12 protein-coding genes are annotated in these 16,404 nt (G+C 64.5%); 10 read left to right on the forward strand and 2 right to left on the reverse strand.

Translation table 11 applies throughout. The features are described 5' to 3' along the window. Positions 1 to 136: 136 nt before the first annotated feature. Positions 137 to 1,843, reverse strand: coding sequence for a gamma-glutamyltransferase (gene ggt / locus J4G43_RS09570; protein WP_208089276.1), 1,707 nt, complete (start codon positions 1,841 to 1,843; stop codon positions 137 to 139). Positions 1,844 to 2,592: 749 nt separating this feature from the next. On the opposite strand from ggt, the gene tolQ reads away from it, so the two are divergent. The 10 genes from tolQ (at position 2,593) to ftsH (ending at position 15,037) form a co-directional block, all read left to right on the forward strand. Then, positions 2,593 to 3,309, forward strand: coding sequence for a protein TolQ (tolQ, locus tag J4G43_RS09575; RefSeq protein ID WP_014492404.1), 717 nt, complete (start codon positions 2,593 to 2,595; stop codon positions 3,307 to 3,309). A 43-nt stretch (positions 3,310 to 3,352) separates the two neighbouring features. After that, on the forward strand, positions 3,353 to 3,802 hold the full coding sequence (gene tolR, locus J4G43_RS09580) for a protein TolR (RefSeq protein ID WP_028152217.1): 450 nt from the start codon (positions 3,353 to 3,355) through the stop codon (positions 3,800 to 3,802). Between the two features lie 4 nt (positions 3,803 to 3,806). Further along, positions 3,807 to 4,763: a protein TolA gene (locus J4G43_RS09585; protein ID WP_208084634.1), complete on the forward strand. Its 957-nt coding sequence runs from the start codon at positions 3,807 to 3,809 to the stop codon at positions 4,761 to 4,763. Between the two features lie 41 nt (positions 4,764 to 4,804). Continuing rightward, positions 4,805 to 6,148 (forward strand): Tol-Pal system beta propeller repeat protein TolB, encoded by a 1,344-nt coding sequence (gene tolB / locus J4G43_RS09590; protein WP_049807612.1) that lies wholly within the window; start codon positions 4,805 to 4,807, stop codon positions 6,146 to 6,148. Positions 6,149 to 6,438: 290 nt separating this feature from the next. Continuing rightward, positions 6,439 to 8,772 carry a putative bifunctional diguanylate cyclase/phosphodiesterase gene (locus J4G43_RS09595; RefSeq protein ID WP_028152220.1) on the forward strand — a complete coding sequence of 778 codons (2,334 nt, stop codon included), beginning with the start codon at positions 6,439 to 6,441 and terminating at the stop codon, positions 8,770 to 8,772. Between the two features lie 198 nt (positions 8,773 to 8,970). Then, entirely contained in the window at positions 8,971 to 9,696 is a 726-nt protein-coding gene (locus tag J4G43_RS09600; RefSeq protein WP_063981096.1) for an N-acyl amino acid synthase FeeM domain-containing protein, read from the forward strand. Positions 9,697 to 9,989: 293 nt separating this feature from the next. After that, positions 9,990 to 10,478, forward strand: coding sequence for a peptidoglycan-associated lipoprotein Pal (gene pal / locus J4G43_RS09605; RefSeq protein WP_028152222.1), 489 nt, complete (start codon positions 9,990 to 9,992; stop codon positions 10,476 to 10,478). Positions 10,479 to 10,662: 184 nt separating this feature from the next. Beyond that, on the forward strand, positions 10,663 to 11,694 hold the full coding sequence (gene ybgF, locus J4G43_RS09610; protein ID WP_208084635.1) for a tol-pal system protein YbgF: 1,032 nt from the start codon (positions 10,663 to 10,665) through the stop codon (positions 11,692 to 11,694). A 72-nt stretch (positions 11,695 to 11,766) separates the two neighbouring features. Next, entirely contained in the window at positions 11,767 to 12,849 is a 1,083-nt protein-coding gene (tilS, locus tag J4G43_RS09615; RefSeq protein ID WP_208084636.1) for a tRNA lysidine(34) synthetase TilS, read from the forward strand. A 265-nt stretch (positions 12,850 to 13,114) separates the two neighbouring features. Next, positions 13,115 to 15,037: an ATP-dependent zinc metalloprotease FtsH gene (gene ftsH / locus J4G43_RS09620; protein WP_071909744.1), complete on the forward strand. Its 1,923-nt coding sequence runs from the start codon at positions 13,115 to 13,117 to the stop codon at positions 15,035 to 15,037. Between the two features lie 378 nt (positions 15,038 to 15,415). Here ftsH and J4G43_RS09625 read toward each other — a convergent pair whose 3' ends face one another. Further along, positions 15,416 to 16,285, reverse strand: a complete 870-nt coding sequence (locus J4G43_RS09625; protein WP_208084637.1) for an alpha/beta fold hydrolase — start codon at positions 16,283 to 16,285, stop codon at positions 15,416 to 15,418. Positions 16,286 to 16,404: the final 119 nt, after the last annotated feature.

The following is a 16,404-nucleotide window of genomic DNA, read 5'->3' on the forward strand; positions in this document are numbered from 1 at the left end:
GATGCGGAGGAGCCGCAGCGTACTGGATACCCCGCTTGACGCCTACGCTAAAGCTTCGGCGCCCCTGGACCGCAGCCCCGGCGAAGCCTTGGCGTAGCCGGGTCGCGGGGGATGACAGTCGTAAGGGTGGCGTAGATCAATACCCGGCGGCCAATCCCGAGTTTCGGCGTGGATCGTTCGCACCGTAGTAACGGTTGTTGCCGACTTGCTCGCCATTCAGTGACGGCGCGCCGACGATGATGACCGCGAGATGGTTGGCCGGCTGCGGCGGCCCGAATTTGTGGCCCATGCCTTCCAGGATCTTGCGCGTGTCCGGTGACAGCGCATAGTCCTCGACATTGGTCATATCCGGCAGCCATTGCTGGTGGATGCGCGGCATGTCGACGGCTTCCTGCGCGTTCATGCCGTAGTCGATCGCATTGATCATGGTCTGCAGGACCGCCGTGATGATGCGGCTGCCGCCGGGTGTGCCCACCACCATGACGGTCTTGCCGTCCTTGGTGACGATGGTCGGGCTCATCGAGGACAGTGGACGCTTGCCGGGTGCAATCGCGTTGGCCTCGCCCTGCACGAGGCCATACAGGTTCGGCACCCCGATCTTGGCGGTGAAGTCGTCCATTTCGTCGTTCAGCAGCACGCCGGTCTTGGCCGCCGTCACCTTGGCGCCGAACCAATCGTTCAGCGTGTACGTCACCGATACCGCGTTGCCGTCCTTGTCCGCGATTGAATAGTGCGTGGTGTTGTTGCCCTCGTGCGGCGCGACGCCCGGCTTGATGTCCTTGGAGATCCCGGCCTTGTTCGGATCGATCACGGCACGGATCTTGGTGGCGTAATTCTTGTCGAGGAGGCGGTCGAGCGGATTCTTCACGAAATCCGGATCGCCGAGATAGCTGTTGCGGTCCACGTAAGCATGCCGCATGGCCTCGATCTGCACGTGGACGGCCTGCGCGGAATGGTAGCCCAGCTCCTTCAGAGGATAGCCCTCCAGGATATTCAGGATCTCGCAGATGACGACGCCGCCCGAGCTCGGTGGTGGCGCGGAAATCACGTGATAGCCGCGATAGTCGCATTCGACAGGTGCGAGCTCGCGCGTCCTGTAGCCGTCGAGGTCGTCCTGCGTCAGCAGGCCTTTGCCGGCTTGGCTCGATGCCACGATGGCGCTGCCGACCCAGCCCTTGTAGAAGCCGTCGGTGCCCTTGCTGCTGATCTCGCGCAGCGTTTTCGCCAGTTCGGATTGCAGCAGTCGATCGCCCACGCCGAACGGCTGGCCGTTGTTGAGGAAGATCGCGCTCGATGCTGGATCGTCCTTGAAATCGTCGGTTGCCGAGCGCAGCAGGTCGATGTCCCCCTGGTCGAGTACAAATCCCTGTTCGGCGAACTGGATCGCGGGAGCGAGCAGGTCGGCGCGCTTCATGGTGCCGTATTTTTCGCGCGCATATTCCATGCCCGAGACGGAGCCTGGCACACCCACAGCCAGATGCCCCTTGGTCGAGATGCCCTTGATGACGTTGCCATCCTTGTCGAGATACATATTGGCCGTCGCCGCCTTGGGCGCGGTCTCGCGGAAATCGACGAAGGTCTTGCGGCCGTCGGCGAGCTGGATCGTCATGAAGCCGCCACCACCGAGATTGCCGGCGGCCGGATAGACGACGGCCAAGGCATAGCCGACGGCCACAGCGGCATCGACGGCATTGCCGCCGCGCTTCAGCACATCGACGCCCACCTGGGTCGCCAGATGCTGCGCGGACACCACCATGCCGTTTTGCGCGGCGACCGGTGCGACCGACGCCGCGCGCGCGGCGCCGAACGCGACGAGGCTGACCGATATGATCGCGGCGGCCATCCACCGCACATTGGTTTGTGGTTTCGGCACTGGACGCTCCTCAGGCTGGGCCGGTGATGCCGGCACGTTGTTGTCCGCGAGCGCAGCCTATCAGCTCGTGCCCGCCGTGAGATGCGAGATGGAGCATGTGGTCGTGGTGTAGCTGTGGCGCACGCTAAGTTCCCTGCGATTTCGGGCTGGGCAGGGGAGGAGGTTCCAGAAGGGGCGTCCGTTGTGCCCGGTGTCATAGCGCCACGAGTCCGACTGCGCTCCCTCCCCCTTGGGGAGAGGGGGGGGCAGAGGGGTAACCCAGGAAAAGTGCTCGTTGCGTGCGTCCGATTTCATCACGGCGGGAGTCCTCGTGTGGTACCCCTCTCCCTAGCCCTCCCCCGCAAGGGGGGGAAGGAACCGACCTCGCCAGTGGACCCGGCTCCGATCCGTCGCCGCCATGTCCCGCGGCAAAGCGGCCAACCGCCTGCGCTGCCTGCCTTTCCGGCAGCCAAATTCGGCCGTGGTAACCGCACGTTAACCATCGGCGGGCTCTGGTAATTGCGGACAGTCGTGCCCGGAGCCGTGCTCAAGGCCCATAGTTTTGACATCTTGGCAGGGAATGCAGACGGCCGGCTTTGGACGAGCCCCTGCACCCCAGAAAGACAAGGCTTTGAGCGGGCTTGCCGGCCGCGCCGGTGCTAGCGCGGCTGTTGGGGAACCGGCAGCCATTTGCTGGCCGGAGAGGTCAGGTAAATGATCGCCTTGAGAGGATACTGCTTATGAATCCGGCCGACGTGGCTCAGTCAGCCCTTCCGGTTGCCGCTTCCGCGGACGTGTCGCTGATTGCGCTGTTCTGGCAGGCTCACTGGATCGTGAAAGCGGTGATGCTGGGGCTTCTCGCCTGCTCGGTCTGGGTCTGGGCCATCGCGATCGACAAGATCTTTCTTTACGCACGCACGCGGCGCTCGATGGACCGGTTCGAGCAGGCCTTCTGGTCCGGCGAGTCGATCGAGGAGCTCTATCGCACGCTCTCGGCCAAGCCGACGCATTCCATGGCGGCCTGCTTCGTCGCCGCCATGCGCGAGTGGAAGCGCTCGTTCGAGAGCCACGCCCGCTCGGTCGCGGGCCTTCAGATGCGCATCGACAAGGTGATGAACGTCTCGATCGCCCGCGAGGTCGAGCGGCTGGAACGCCGGCTGCTGGTGCTCGCTACCGTCGGCTCCGCCGGCCCCTTTGTCGGCCTGTTCGGCACGGTCTGGGGCATCATGTCGAGCTTCCAGTCGATCGCGGCGTCGAAAAATACCTCCCTGGCGGTGGTCGCGCCGGGCATCGCGGAAGCGCTGTTTGCGACCGCCGTCGGCCTTATCGCCGCCATTCCTGCCACTATTTTCTACAATAAGTTCACTTCCGAGGTGAACCGGCAGGCCCAGCGGCTGGAAGGTTTCGCCGATGAATTTTCCGCCATTCTGTCGCGTCAGATCGACGAGCGGGGCTGACGGACGGCATGTATAGTGTGAGGGGCAATTTGGGCACTCGATCATGGCGATGAACGTAGCTAGTTCGTCCGGAGGCGGCGGGCGCCGCGGCCGGCGCAAGCCCGTCGTGGCCGAGATCAACGTCACGCCGATGGTGGACGTGATGCTGGTGCTGCTCATCATCTTCATGGTGTCGGCTCCGATGTTGACGGTCGGCGTGCCGCTCGACCTGCCTCAGACCCAGGCCAAGAGCCTCGAAAACAACGACCAGAAGCCGATCCAGATGTCGGTCGACATCAAGGGCAAGGTGTTCATCAACGACGCCGAGATCGCGATCAACGAGTTGATCCCGAAGCTGAAGGCGATCACGGACGCGCGCGGCGGGCTCGAGGAGCGCATCTATCTGCGCGCCGACAAGAAGGCGGATTACGGAACGGTGGCCAAGGTCATGGGCCTGTTGTCCGGCGCGGGCTTCAAGAAGCTGGCGCTCGTGACCGAGGCGGATCAGGGGTAAACCGGTGAAGGTGAACGTCGACAAGACACTCGTTGCGTCGATTGCCCTCCACGTCCTCGTGCTTGGATGGGGACTGGTCACCTTTAGCAGCAAGGCCTTTGTCGCGGAAGAGTCGCTTCCGATCGACATCATCTCCACCGATCAGCTTGCGCAGATGATGTCGGGGCAGAAGACCGGCAAGAAGGAAGAGCCGAAGCCCAAGGTCGAGAAGATCGCCGAGGCCAAGCCCGAGGAAGATGCGGTCGGCAAGGTCACCGAGAAGAAAGAGCTGATCAAGACCAACTCGACGCCCGAGCCGCCGCCGAAACCCGTCGAGAAGTCGGTCGAGAAGAAGCCCGAGCCGCCCAAGCCCGTTGCCGAGGCCAAGCCCAAAGAAGAGCCGAAGCCGCAGGAAAAGAAGCCTGATCCGGCGAAGGAAGATCCGATCGCCGAGCTCCAGAAGAAGCTGGAGACCAAGAAGCCTCCGCCGAAGCCCGTCGAGCAGAAGGTCGCGGCGGTGCAGCCGCAACAGCAACCGAAGCCCATGGAGCGCAGCTTCGATCCCGCGCAGATCCAGCGCGACCTCGACAAGCGCGCGGCGACCCGGCACGAGCTCTCCGGCGCGGCGCTGAATGCGTCGGCTGCGCTGGGATCGACGACCGGGACTGCTGCCAACAACGTTGCGACGTGGGGAGGCGCGTTCACGAATGCGGTCCGGCGCTGCTTCACCCCCACCTATAACGGGCAAGACGCCGAGCAATACGAGGCTGACATCGATATCCCGATGAAAATCGACGGCTCGCTTGCGTCCGAGCCGATTATCGTCGCGGTTCGCGGCCCGTCTCGGTCGATTGCTCAGGCGGTGGCGGAGAGCGCCAAGCGCGCCATCGTGCAGTGTCAGGTCTATTCGTTCCTGCCGAAGCAGCAGTATGACACTTGGAAGACCATTCCAATGCGCTTCGGCCTGAAAGATATGTTGTGACATCCGAACAAAAGAATTTTGCGATGAATGACGTCCTATCGATGAACCGCCGCCGCTTCATGACGCTGACAGGATCGGCGCTCGCGACGCTCGGGGGCGGACATGCCTTGGCCCAGGGCCAAAAGCGACTCGAACTCAATCCAACGGAGTTTCGGCCGATCCCGATCGCGATCTCCAACTTCGTGCCGGGCTCGCCCGCCGACGGCGACGTCAGCAACGGCGTCACCCAGGTCATCACCAACAATCTGAAGCGGTCGGGCCTGTTCGCACCGATCGACCAGGCCGCTTTCATCGAGCGCATCAGCAACATCGACGTCGCGCCGCAATTCCAGAACTGGAAGACCATCAACGCCCAGGCCCTCGTCACCGGCCGCATGACGCGGGGGCAGGACGGAAGGCTCAAGGCGGAATTCCGCCTGTGGGACGTCATCACGGGCCAGCAGCTTGCGGGCCAGCAATATTTCACCTCGCCGGAATATTGGCGCCGTATCGCCCACATCATCTCTGACCAGATCTATGAGCAGATGACCGGCGAAAAGGGCTATTTCGACAGCCGCGTGGTGTTCGTAGACGAGACCGGTCCAAAGGAGCGTCGCGTCAAGCGGCTCGCGATGATGGACCAGGACGGTGCCAATGTGCGCTATCTGACCCGCGGCTCCGACCTCGTGCTGACGCCGCGCTTCTCGCCGAACTCGCAAGAGATCACCTACATGGAGTTTGGCCAGGGCGATCCGAAGGTCTATCTCTTCAACATCGAGACCGGCCAGCGCGAGATCGTCGGCAATTTCCCCGGCATGACCTTCGCGCCGCGCTTCTCGCCGGACGGCCAGCGCGTCATCATGAGCCTGCAACAGGGCGGCAATTCGAACCTGTTTGTGATGGATCTGCGCTCGCGTTCGACCACGCGCCTCACCGATACGCCGGCGATCGACACCTCTCCGTCTTACTCACCGGACGGCACCCGCATCTGCTTCGAGTCCGATCGCGGCGGCAGGTCGCAGATCTATGTGATGGCCGCGGGCGGCGGACAGGCGCAGCGCATCTCCTTCTCCAAGGACGACACCAACGCCACCTATTCGACGCCGGTGTGGTCGCCGCGCGGCGATTACATCGCCTTCACCAGGCAAGGCGGCGGGCAGTTCTCGATCGGCGTCATGAAGCCGGACGGCTCCGGCGAGCGTCTGCTCACCTCGGGCTATCACAACGAAGGCCCGACCTTCTCGCCGAACGGCCGCGTGCTGATGTTCTTCCGCGATCCCGGCGGCAGCGGCGGGCCGTCGCTGTTCTCCGTCGACATCTCCGGCCGCAACGAGCTCAAGGTGCCGACGCCGGGCTTCGCCTCCGACCCGGCATGGTCGCCGCTGCTGTCCTCGACACCCGGCTAGAGCGCTTGCGAGCGAAGCGGATACAGGTTCGCGTGAAACATCGGGGCTAAGACATTGCGCGTTCAGACGCGCGATGTTTTCGAAAAAACATGCCGATTTTTTCGGGGTTTGGTGCAGGACGCAAGCTTTCCTTCACCTTGTGCCCGGCAACGCTTGCCTAGTTGCTTGATATTTCAGCGGAAACATGTTCGCTATTGCCGAAAAACAACTCGACTTTAACGATGTTCCCTCAGAAAGGCTTCATCAGGTCTGGGTAAAAGTACGCGCCAAACAGGACGCGTAACAAGCCGATGCAGCTGGCCGACCAGAAGCAGAGCGATCGAGACGAGCTGGAGCCGATACTCTACGCCGCTCTCATCAACTCTATGGTGCAGAATTTCTGGGCGATTTTCCTGGGCTCGGCCTCCGCGGCCGTGGCCGCGGTCATGACTGCGCTGAAGACAGGCGATGTCTGGCTGTGGCCGCTCGCATTTCTGCTGATCGCGATCGGCACCGCGCGCGCGTTCCAGATGCGCGGATACGAAAACCGTACGCACCCACTGTCGTTCGAGGAAGCCAAGCACCTGGAGCCGCGCTACTGGCTCGGCGCGCTCAGCTATGCGGCGGTGCTCGGCCTGTGGTCCTTCGTCGTCATCTACAACAATGACGATCCGATTGCCGACATGCTCTGTGTCGCCATAGGCATCGGCTACACCGCGGGCGGCGCCGCCCGCAATTACGGCCAGCCCCGGGTGATCCAGTGGCACGTCGCGCTCGCCTGCGCACCGATGTCGCTCGCGCTGCTGCTGCATGGTGGCTTCTACCACATCGGGCTCGCCGTCCTGCTCGTGTTCTTCTTCGTCGGGCTGAAGAACATCAATCTCAGCCTGCATGCGATCTTCGTCAAGGCGCTGACCTCGAGCTTTCGTGAGTCCGCGCTGGCAAGCCAGTTCGACACCGCGCTCAACAACATGCCGCATGGCCTGTGCATGTTTCGCGCCGACGGCCGCCTTGCGGTGATGAACCATCGCTTCGGCGAGCTGATGGCGTTGCCCGAAGATCTGGTCAAGCGTGGCGCCACCGCTGCCGACATCGTATCGGCCTGTATCGCCGCCGGCTCCATCTCGGCGGAGAGCGGCAAGCAGATCCTGGCCGAGATCGAGCATGCGCGGATCTGCGAGATCGTCACCACCGACCCGGATTCCTCGCGCGGCCGCGCGCTCGCCTGGACGTTCCAGCCGATGACTGGCGGCGGCACGGTGCTGCTGCTGGAAGACATCACCGAGCGTACCAACGCGGAAGCCCGGATCACCCATCTCGCCCGCTATGACGAGCTCACGGCGCTGCCCAACCGGGTCTCGTTCCGCGACGAGATCGAACGGTTGCTGGCGATCTCGCACGACGCCGAGCGCCTCTCAGCGCTGCTGTTCGTCGATCTCGACCAGTTCAAGCAGGTCAACGACACGCTCGGCCATCCCTGCGGCGACCAGCTCCTGTGCGCGGTTGCCAACCGCCTGCGCGAGATGCTGCGTCCCGAGGATTTCGTCGCCCGCTTTGGCGGCGACGAGTTCGTCGTGTTCCAGCAGAACATCAGCTCGGCCGAGGATGCCGCGAGCCTCGCCCGCCGCATCGTCGAACGCCTGAGCGAGCGTTATCGCATCGACAATCACTTGGTCGAGATCGGCGCCAGCGTCGGCATCGCGCTGACCTCGCCGGACGGCGACGTCAGGGCCGACACGCTGCTCAAGAACGCCGACATGGCGCTCTATCGCGCCAAGGCTGACGGCCGCGGCACCTTCTGCTTCTTCCGCGACGAGATGGCGGCCACCGTCGAGGCCCGCCGCATTCTCGAGCTCGACCTGCGCAAGGCGCTGGCTAACGAGGAATTCGAGCTGTTCTACCAGCCGCTGGTCAATCTGAAGTCCGGCAAGATCACCACCTGCGAGGCGCTGCTGCGCTGGAATCATCCGGTACGCGGCACGGTCTCGCCGGTCGACATCATCCCGGTCGCCGAGGACATGGGGCTGATCGTCGATCTCGGCCGCTGGATCCTGCGCCGCGCCTGCATGGAATGCATGAAGTGGCCCGACGGCGTCAGCGTCGCCGTCAACTTCTCGCCGCAGCAATTCCACCAGCGCGACGTGCTCAGCGAAATCCGCTACGCGCTCGAGGTCTCGGGGCTGCCGGCCCACCGGCTGGAGATCGAGATCACGGAGTCCTCGCTGCTTCGTAACACCCAGCTCACCCACGACACGCTGTCGCAACTGCATGCGCTCGGCGTGCGCATCTCGCTCGACGATTTCGGCACCGGCTATTCCAGCCTTAGCTATCTGCACAATTTCCCGATGCAGAAGGTGAAGATCGACCGCTCCTTCCTCGAGGGCATCGACACCGACCGGCCGCTGACGCTGCTGCGTGGCGTGGCGCGGCTGTCGGCCGACCTCGGCATGGCCGTGGTGGTCGAGGGCATCGAGACCAATGAGCAGCTCGAGCTGATCAGCGCAGACGGCACCGTCTCCGAGGCGCAAGGCTATCTGTTCAGCCGTCCGGTGCCCGCCGTGCGGATGCGCCAGCTCCTCAACGCCTCGCATGGACGGCGCGGCGAGGGCCTGCTCCAGGTTGTCAGCTCACGCTCCTTCGCCTGAGTCCACATCCAGAAATTGCACGTCGTTTCAGGCAGTTGCCGAACCGACCGTAGTGCTACGGGGTTAACCCTATCGCGTCGATTGCTTTGCATCGTCGTTAAGGAGGTGTTAATAAATCGTCACGCGCGCGCAAGTTGTTCAGCGGCAAATGGCCCAGGTTCGCGTGGTGGTGTTGTTGGTGGTGGGTAAGGAGTTCGAATGCAGTCCTCAGCCAGATCTGTCATTTCGGCTGTTGGACGGGGAGCGGAGCTTCTGACCGACGTCGACTATCATCTCGCGGCGACGGACGCGGAGAAGGAGCAAATCTACAACCTCCGCTACCGCGCCTATCTGCGCGAGGGTGCCGTCAGGGAATCCGCGGAAGCCCGCGTCACCGACCGCTACGACGAACTGCCGAACGCGTGGACCTTCGGCGTCTATCTCCGTGGCCAGCTCTGCAGCTCCGTGCGCATCAGCGTGCTGACCTCGGAATGGCGCGAGTCCACCTCGGCCGACGTCTTCCCCGACATCCTGCTGCCGCGGCTCGATCGCGGCGAGGTCATGATCGACCCGACCCGCTTTGTCGCCGATCCCGACCAGGTGAAGCGGGTTCCGGAATTGCCCTATCTGACGACCCGGCTCGCCTACATGGCGTGCGAGCACTTCAATGCCGATCTCGGCCTCGCCATCGTGCGTCCCGAGCATCAGGCCTTCTACCGGCGGGTGTTCCTGCACGAGACGATCGCCGAGCCCCGCCTGGTTCCGGGGCTCACCAAGCCGTTTGGCCTGATGGCGGCGGATTTCCCGACCTTCCGGAAGAAGGTGTTCGAGCGTTATCCGATCATGCGCTCCACCGCCTTCGAGCGGCGGATGCTGTTCGGGCGCGGCGGGCAGCGCGAGATTCCGCAGCGGTCGTCACTGGTCCCGGAAGCCGCTCACGTCTGATTGCCTGCCGTCACCGCCTTGAGCCGCCGCGCGCCTTTCGGCCGGGGCTCCGTTCATCCCCATCATCGTCCGAGCCCAAAATTCCAGCAAAAACCTGCACTTTTGCCGGTTGCTGCAGGTTGCTTCACCCTCGCGCCACATTTAGAACCCATTAACCATGACGGTTGCTTTTCGCGGTTTGGGGGCATTTGACCGGCTGAAGCAAGGTTCCATCAAGGTTGACGGAACGTTCGCTTAACCAACCCCCTGTAGACCGGACAGCAGTGGACGAACGTGAGCGTGGAGGCTCCGGAATGAAATACCCTATGCGTATCCTCCAGGGATTGAAGCTGGCTGCGGTGGTTGCGATCGCGCTGTCGATGGGCGCATGCGCGAACAAGAACGCAGCGACGGATGCGATGGCCAATGCTGCGACGCCTGGCAGCCAGCAGGATTTCGTCGTTAACGTGGGCGACCGCGTGTTCTTCGAGAGCGACCAGACCGATCTGACGCCGCAGGCGATCGTGACCCTGGAGAAGCAGGCGCAGTGGCTCCAGAACTATCGGCAGTACAGCTTCACCATCGAGGGGCATGCCGACGAGCGCGGCACCCGCGAATACAACATCGCGCTCGGCGCGCGCCGCGCCCAGTCGGTGCGTTCGTTCCTCGCCTCGCGCGGCATCGATCCGAACCGCATGCGCACGATCTCCTACGGCAAGGAGCGGCCGGTCGCGGTCTGTAACGATATTTCCTGCTGGTCGCAGAACCGTCGCGCCGTCACCGTGCTGAACGCGAGCTCCTGACGATCAGTCAGGCGCCGTTCATCTTCAGGAACCGATTATGCCGGCGCCCTCTCGGGCGCCGGTTTTGTTTCAGCCATCTGTGACCGAAACCCCGTGGTGCCAGTCACATTTTTGGCGTACTGCCTTTCAATGTGTGGCGCGTCGCAGGTTCCGTCGCAGATTTCGTTTTCGTCGTCAGGGCAAGATGTCATCCAGATCCAAGGTCTTTACCGGCACCGTGGCGATCGCCGCGCTGTTCTCTTTGTGCTCGCCCGCACTGGCGCAGTCGGACGATGACCCCGAGATGCGGATCGAGCGGCTGGAGAACCAGCTGCGCCAGCTCACCGGGCAGAACGAGGAGCTGCAATACCGCAACCGCCAGCTCGAAGAGCGGCTGCGGGCGCTCGAGGGCGGCGCGCAAGCCGCGCCCGGACAGGTGCCGGTGCAGCCCTCTGTCGCGGCCGTACCGTCTGCGCAGTCCGCGCCGGCCTATCGCCAGCAGCAACAGGCCCAGCCGAATTACGAGCAGCCGCAGATCGCTGCTCCCGCGCCGATCGTTCAGGAGCAGCCGGCGCCCGGTGCGCCCGGCGTGCGCCGCCGCGGTGACTCCTTCGATCCGAACCAGAACCCGAACGCGCCCGGCGCGCCGCGCGCGCTTGGTGGCGGGCAGCAGCCGATGGCGGCAGGCGCCCCTGGCGGCGGGCGCGCTGCCGGCGAGCCGCTCGATCTCGCCAACACCAGCCCGCGCTACCAGCAAGGCGTGCCGCCGGCAGCCCAGCCCGGCTATCCGCCGGCACAATCGGGCTATCCAGCGCCATCGGGCGGCACCGGCCTGACGACCCTGCCGCCCTCGGCAACGCCGCGCGACGAGTTCGACCTCGGCATCGGCTACATGCAGCGCAAGGACTATGCGCTGGCCGAGCAGACCATGAAGAATTTTGCGCAGAAACATCCGAGCGATCCGCTGCTCGGCGACGCGCAATACTGGCTCGGCGAAAGCTATTTCCAGCGCCAGCAATATCGCGACTCCGCGGAAGCCTTCCTCGCCGTCACCACCAAATACGACAAGTCCGCCAAGGCGCCGGACGCCCTGCTGCGGCTCGGCCAGTCGCTGGCCGCGCTGAAGGAAAAAGAGGCCGCCTGCGCCGCCTTCGGCGAGGTCGGCCGCAAATATCCGCGCGCCTCCGCCGGCGTCAAATCCGCGGTCGATCGCGAGCAGAAGCGGGTGAAGTGCTGACGCGTGGTATTTGCGCCCTGACAATGCGGATGGTGCTGCGCTAAATAGTCTGGCGATTGCCTAGGCAGCGTCATGTCGGACGACGACAACTCACCGATCTCGGCACGCGCGGCGAAGCAACTCTTCGCCGAGCTCAGAAGCGTGCCGGCACTGGTGCTCGCGGTCTCCGGCGGACCCGACTCGGTCGCGCTGATGTGGCTCGCCGCGCGCTGGAAGCGCGGCCTTGCCCGCGGTCCGCAGCTGACCGTCGTCACCGTCGATCACGGCCTGCGCCCGGAGGCGGCGCGCGAGGCGCGCGAGGTCAAGCGGCTGGCGGCTGAACTCGGGCTGGTACACCGGACCCTGCGCTGGCGCGGCGCGAAGCCGAACACGGGATTGCCCGCCGCTGCGCGCGAGGCCCGCTACCGCCTGCTTGCACAGGCCGCGCGCAACGCCGGCGCGAGCCATGTGCTGACCGCCCACACCCGCGACGACCAGGCCGAGACCGTGTTGATGCGCCTTGTCCGCGGCAGCGGGCTTGCCGGGCTGTCGGCGATGGCGCGCCTCACGGAGCGCGACGGTGTCATACTGGTGCGCCCGCTGCTCGATGTCCCGAAGTCGCAGCTGATCGCGACCTTGAGGCGGGCGAAGATCGGCTTTGCCGATGATCCCACCAATCGCGACACCACCTTCACCCGGCCGCGGCTGCGCGCGCTGCTGCCGCAGCTCGCGGCCGAGGGCGGCGACAGCAGGAGCCTGGCGCGGCTCGCGGGCAGGCTGGCGCGCGCCAATGCGGCAGTCGACGTGCTGGTCGATGGCGCCGAACGCTTCCTTCAGCTTCGGGCGCGCGGCGATGCGCCGCAGGCGGGCGTTCGCAGCTTCGAGGCCTCGGCATTCGCCAATCTGCCGGAGGAGGTCCGGCTGCGGCTTCTGCTGCGGGCCGTCAATGCCCTTGGTCATGAGGGGCCGGCGGAACTCGGCAAGGTCGAGACCCTCCTGGCCGCGCTCGATCAGGCCATAGCTGCGGGTCCCCGCGCAGCCGCAAATGGCCGGCCGGTCCTGAAGCAGACCCTTGCGGGAGCCTTGATCAGCCTTGCCGGGGGGCGTATCCACATCGCACCGGCGCCGGAGCGGCGGTCCAAGGGGCGGATGATGGCGGATGAGGGCGGATCATGACACCGGCCGTTTCCGCCGCGCGCCGTCAGGACACCTTAACCAGGCAGGAAAAACCAAGGGCAGGTCGCCATTATTTCAGCGGGAATCGCTCTAAGATGGGATAAATAGTCCCATCTCGTTCCCTTGGCAGCGACCGGGGCGGCACCTAAATTGTATCCGTCTAACCAAGAGGATTCCTTGGGGATTTCCTCGCACTGACAAAGTAACTGCTCAAGATACCGCCCAAGGATCAGGCCGCGATCCGCGCGACCATGAAGGAAGATCGATGAACGCCAATCTGCGCAATTTCGCCCTCTGGGTCATCATTGTCTTGCTGCTGTTGGCGTTGTTCACGCTCTTCCAGAATCCGGGTCAGCGCGCCTCCTCCCAGGACATCGCCTTCTCCCAGCTGCTGAGCGAAGTTGACCGCGGCAATGTGCGCGACGTCGTGATCCAGGGGCCGGACATCCACGGCACCTTCACCAATGGCTCAAGCTTCCAGACCTATGCGCCGAACGACCCGACGCTGGTGAAGCGCCTCTATGACAGCAAGGTCCAGATCACCGCGAAGCCGCCCGGCGACAACGTGCCGTGGTTCGTCTCGCTGCTGGTCTCCTGGCTGCCCTTCATCGCGCTGATCGGAGTGTGGATCTTCCTGTCGCGCCAGATGCAGGGCGGCGCCGGCAAGGCGATGGGCTTCGGCAAGTCGCGCGCCAAGATGCTGACGGAGGCGCATGGCCGCGTCACCTTCGAGGACGTCGCCGGCGTCGACGAAGCCAAGCAGGACCTGCAGGAGATCGTCGAATTCCTCCGCGACCCCGGCAAATTCCAGCGCCTCGGCGGCCGGATTCCGCGCGGCGTGCTGCTGGTCGGCCCTCCCGGCACCGGCAAGACCCTGATCGCGCGTGCGGTCGCGGGCGAAGCCAACGTGCCGTTCTTCACCATCTCGGGTTCTGACTTCGTCGAAATGTTCGTCGGCGTCGGTGCTTCCCGCGTCCGCGACATGTTCGAGCAGGCCAAGAAGAACGCGCCCTGCATCATCTTCATCGACGAAATCGACGCTGTCGGTCGTCACCGTGGCGCCGGTCTCGGCGGCGGCAATGACGAGCGCGAGCAGACGCTAAACCAGCTGCTGGTCGAGATGGACGGCTTCGAGGCGAACGAGGGCGTGATCCTGATCGCCGCGACCAACCGTCCCGACGTGCTCGATCCCGCGCTGCTGCGTCCGGGCCGCTTCGACCGTCAGGTCGTCGTGCCCAATCCCGACGTCGTCGGCCGCGAGCAGATCCTCAAGGTTCACGTCCGCAAGGTGCCGCTGGCGCCGGATATCAACCTCAAGACCATCGCGCGCGGCACCCCGGGCTTCTCCGGCGCCGACCTGATGAACCTCGTCAACGAGGCCGCGCTGACCGCCGCCCGCCGTAACAAGCGGATGGTGACGCAGGCCGAGTTCGAAGAGGCCAAGGACAAGGTGATGATGGGCGCCGAGCGCAAGTCGCTCGTCATGACCGAGGAAGAGAAGCTGCTGACGGCCTATCACGAGGGCGGCCACGCCATCGTCGGCCTCAACGTCGTCGCGACCGATCCGATCCACAAGGCGACCATCATTCCGCGCGGCCGTGCGCTGGGCATGGTCATGCAGCTGCCCGAACGCGACAAGCTGTCGATGTCGCTGGAGCAGATGACCTCGCGCCTCGCCATCATGATGGGTGGCCGCGTCGCCGAAGAGCTGATCTTCGGCCGTGAGAAGGTGACCTCGGGTGCATCCTCCGACATCGAGCAGGCCACGCGGCTTGCGCGCATGATGGTGACGCGCTGGGGCCTCTCGGAGGCGCTCGGCACCGTGTCCTATGGCGAGAACCAGGACGAGGTGTTCCTGGGCATGTCGGTGTCGCGCACCCAGAACGCGTCGGAAGCCACGGTCCAGAAGATCGACACCGAGATCCGGCGTTTCGTGGAAGAAGGCTACAACGAAGCGACCCGCATTCTCACCGAGAAGCGTGCCGACCTCGAAGCGCTCGCCAAGGGCCTGCTCGAGTTCGAGACGCTCTCCGGTGACGAGATCATCGACCTGCTCAAGGGCAAGAAGCCGAACCGCGAGTCCGTGCTCGAGCCGACCACGCCGCGCGCCTCCGCCGTGCCCCCGGCCGGCAAGTCGCGTCCGCGCCCCGATCCGGATCCCGGCCTGGAGCCGCAGCCGCAGGCGTAATCGAGAAGCGGCCAATCGAGTTGAAAAACGCGGCGGAAACGCCGCGTTTTTTGTTGGCCGATGTTGATGCAGTTGCGCTTCAAACTCCGGTCTCGTGCCCCGGACGCAGCGCAGCGCCCCTTCGGCGGTGCGCAGCAGAGCCGGGGCCCATGTCTCCGCATCTTACCGTGGCCTTCTGGGTCCCGGCTCAGCGCTGCAGCGTTGCACGCTGCAGCGCGTCCGGGACACGAGAGAGAGGCGCGTGTCGTCGCCACGAACTCCGTCATTGCGAGCGCAGTCTCGTAGGGTGGGCAAAGGCGCGTAGCGCCGTGCCCACCATCTCTCGGCAATTGCGATAGACGCGGTGGGCACGCTTCGCTTTGCCCACCCTACGATATCTCACTTCGCTGCCGCTCCGGGCCTCTCACCGGCACGCTCCAGAAAATGCAGCACGTCGTCGCTGAACTGCTCGGGATCCTGCAGGAACGAGAAGTGACTGACCTCCGGCTGGATCAGCAGGCCGGCGCCCGGAATGTTCGCCGCCATGAACTCGGTGTTCTCGCGCTTGATCGCCTCGTCGTGGTCGCCGTCCACGATCCAGGTCGGGACCTTGATCGTCGCGAGATCCGACGCCGTCCATTTCGGCTGGCTCTCCCACATTTTGGTGATCTCGGCGACGAAGCTCTTGTACTCGGTCGGGGTCGGCGACAGGCGCTTGTACTCCTCGCCAGCCCTGGCGATGTAGGCGTTGAAGACGTCGCTCGACGCGATATCCGCAACGCCTGACGGATCCGAATTCGCCGCGAAGGCGAACAGCTTGCTCACCCGTTCCGGGTGCTTCATCGCGATGTCGAGGCCGATGATCGCGCCGTCGCTCCAGCCGACGATCGCAGCTTTCCTGATCTTCAGGTGATCGAGCAGGGCGACCACGTCCGAGGCCATCAGATCGTAGCCATAAGGCTCCTGATTGCGGCTGCTGCGCCCATGCCCGCGGCTGTCCATGACGATGACCTGATAGTGCCGTTGCAGCGCGCGGACCTGGCGGCCCCAATAGTTGGCGTTGGCGAGGCCGCCATGCAGCAACAGGACGGGCTCGCCGCGGCCGAAAATTGCGTACCAGACCTTGATGCCGTTGACGGGTGCAAAACCGCTCTGCGTCGCCCTGGGCAGTGTCGGCGTCGGCGCCAGGTTCAGCCATTGCGGCGCCGCATGTGCCGCGCTGATCGCGACCGTGACGACAAGCGCGGCGAGAAGATTGCGAAACATCATGATACGCCCTCCTGTTCGACCGGATATTAGCGCACGGCAAGTTGGGGGCGTCACGTCGCAACACGGTCCACCACCGAGACGTGAAGCCTCGTGATCTCCGTTGCCAGGCAGATGATGTC

This window comes from Bradyrhizobium barranii subsp. barranii, from assembly GCF_017565645.3.
Taxonomy (GTDB): Bacteria; Pseudomonadota; Alphaproteobacteria; order Rhizobiales; family Xanthobacteraceae; genus Bradyrhizobium; species Bradyrhizobium barranii.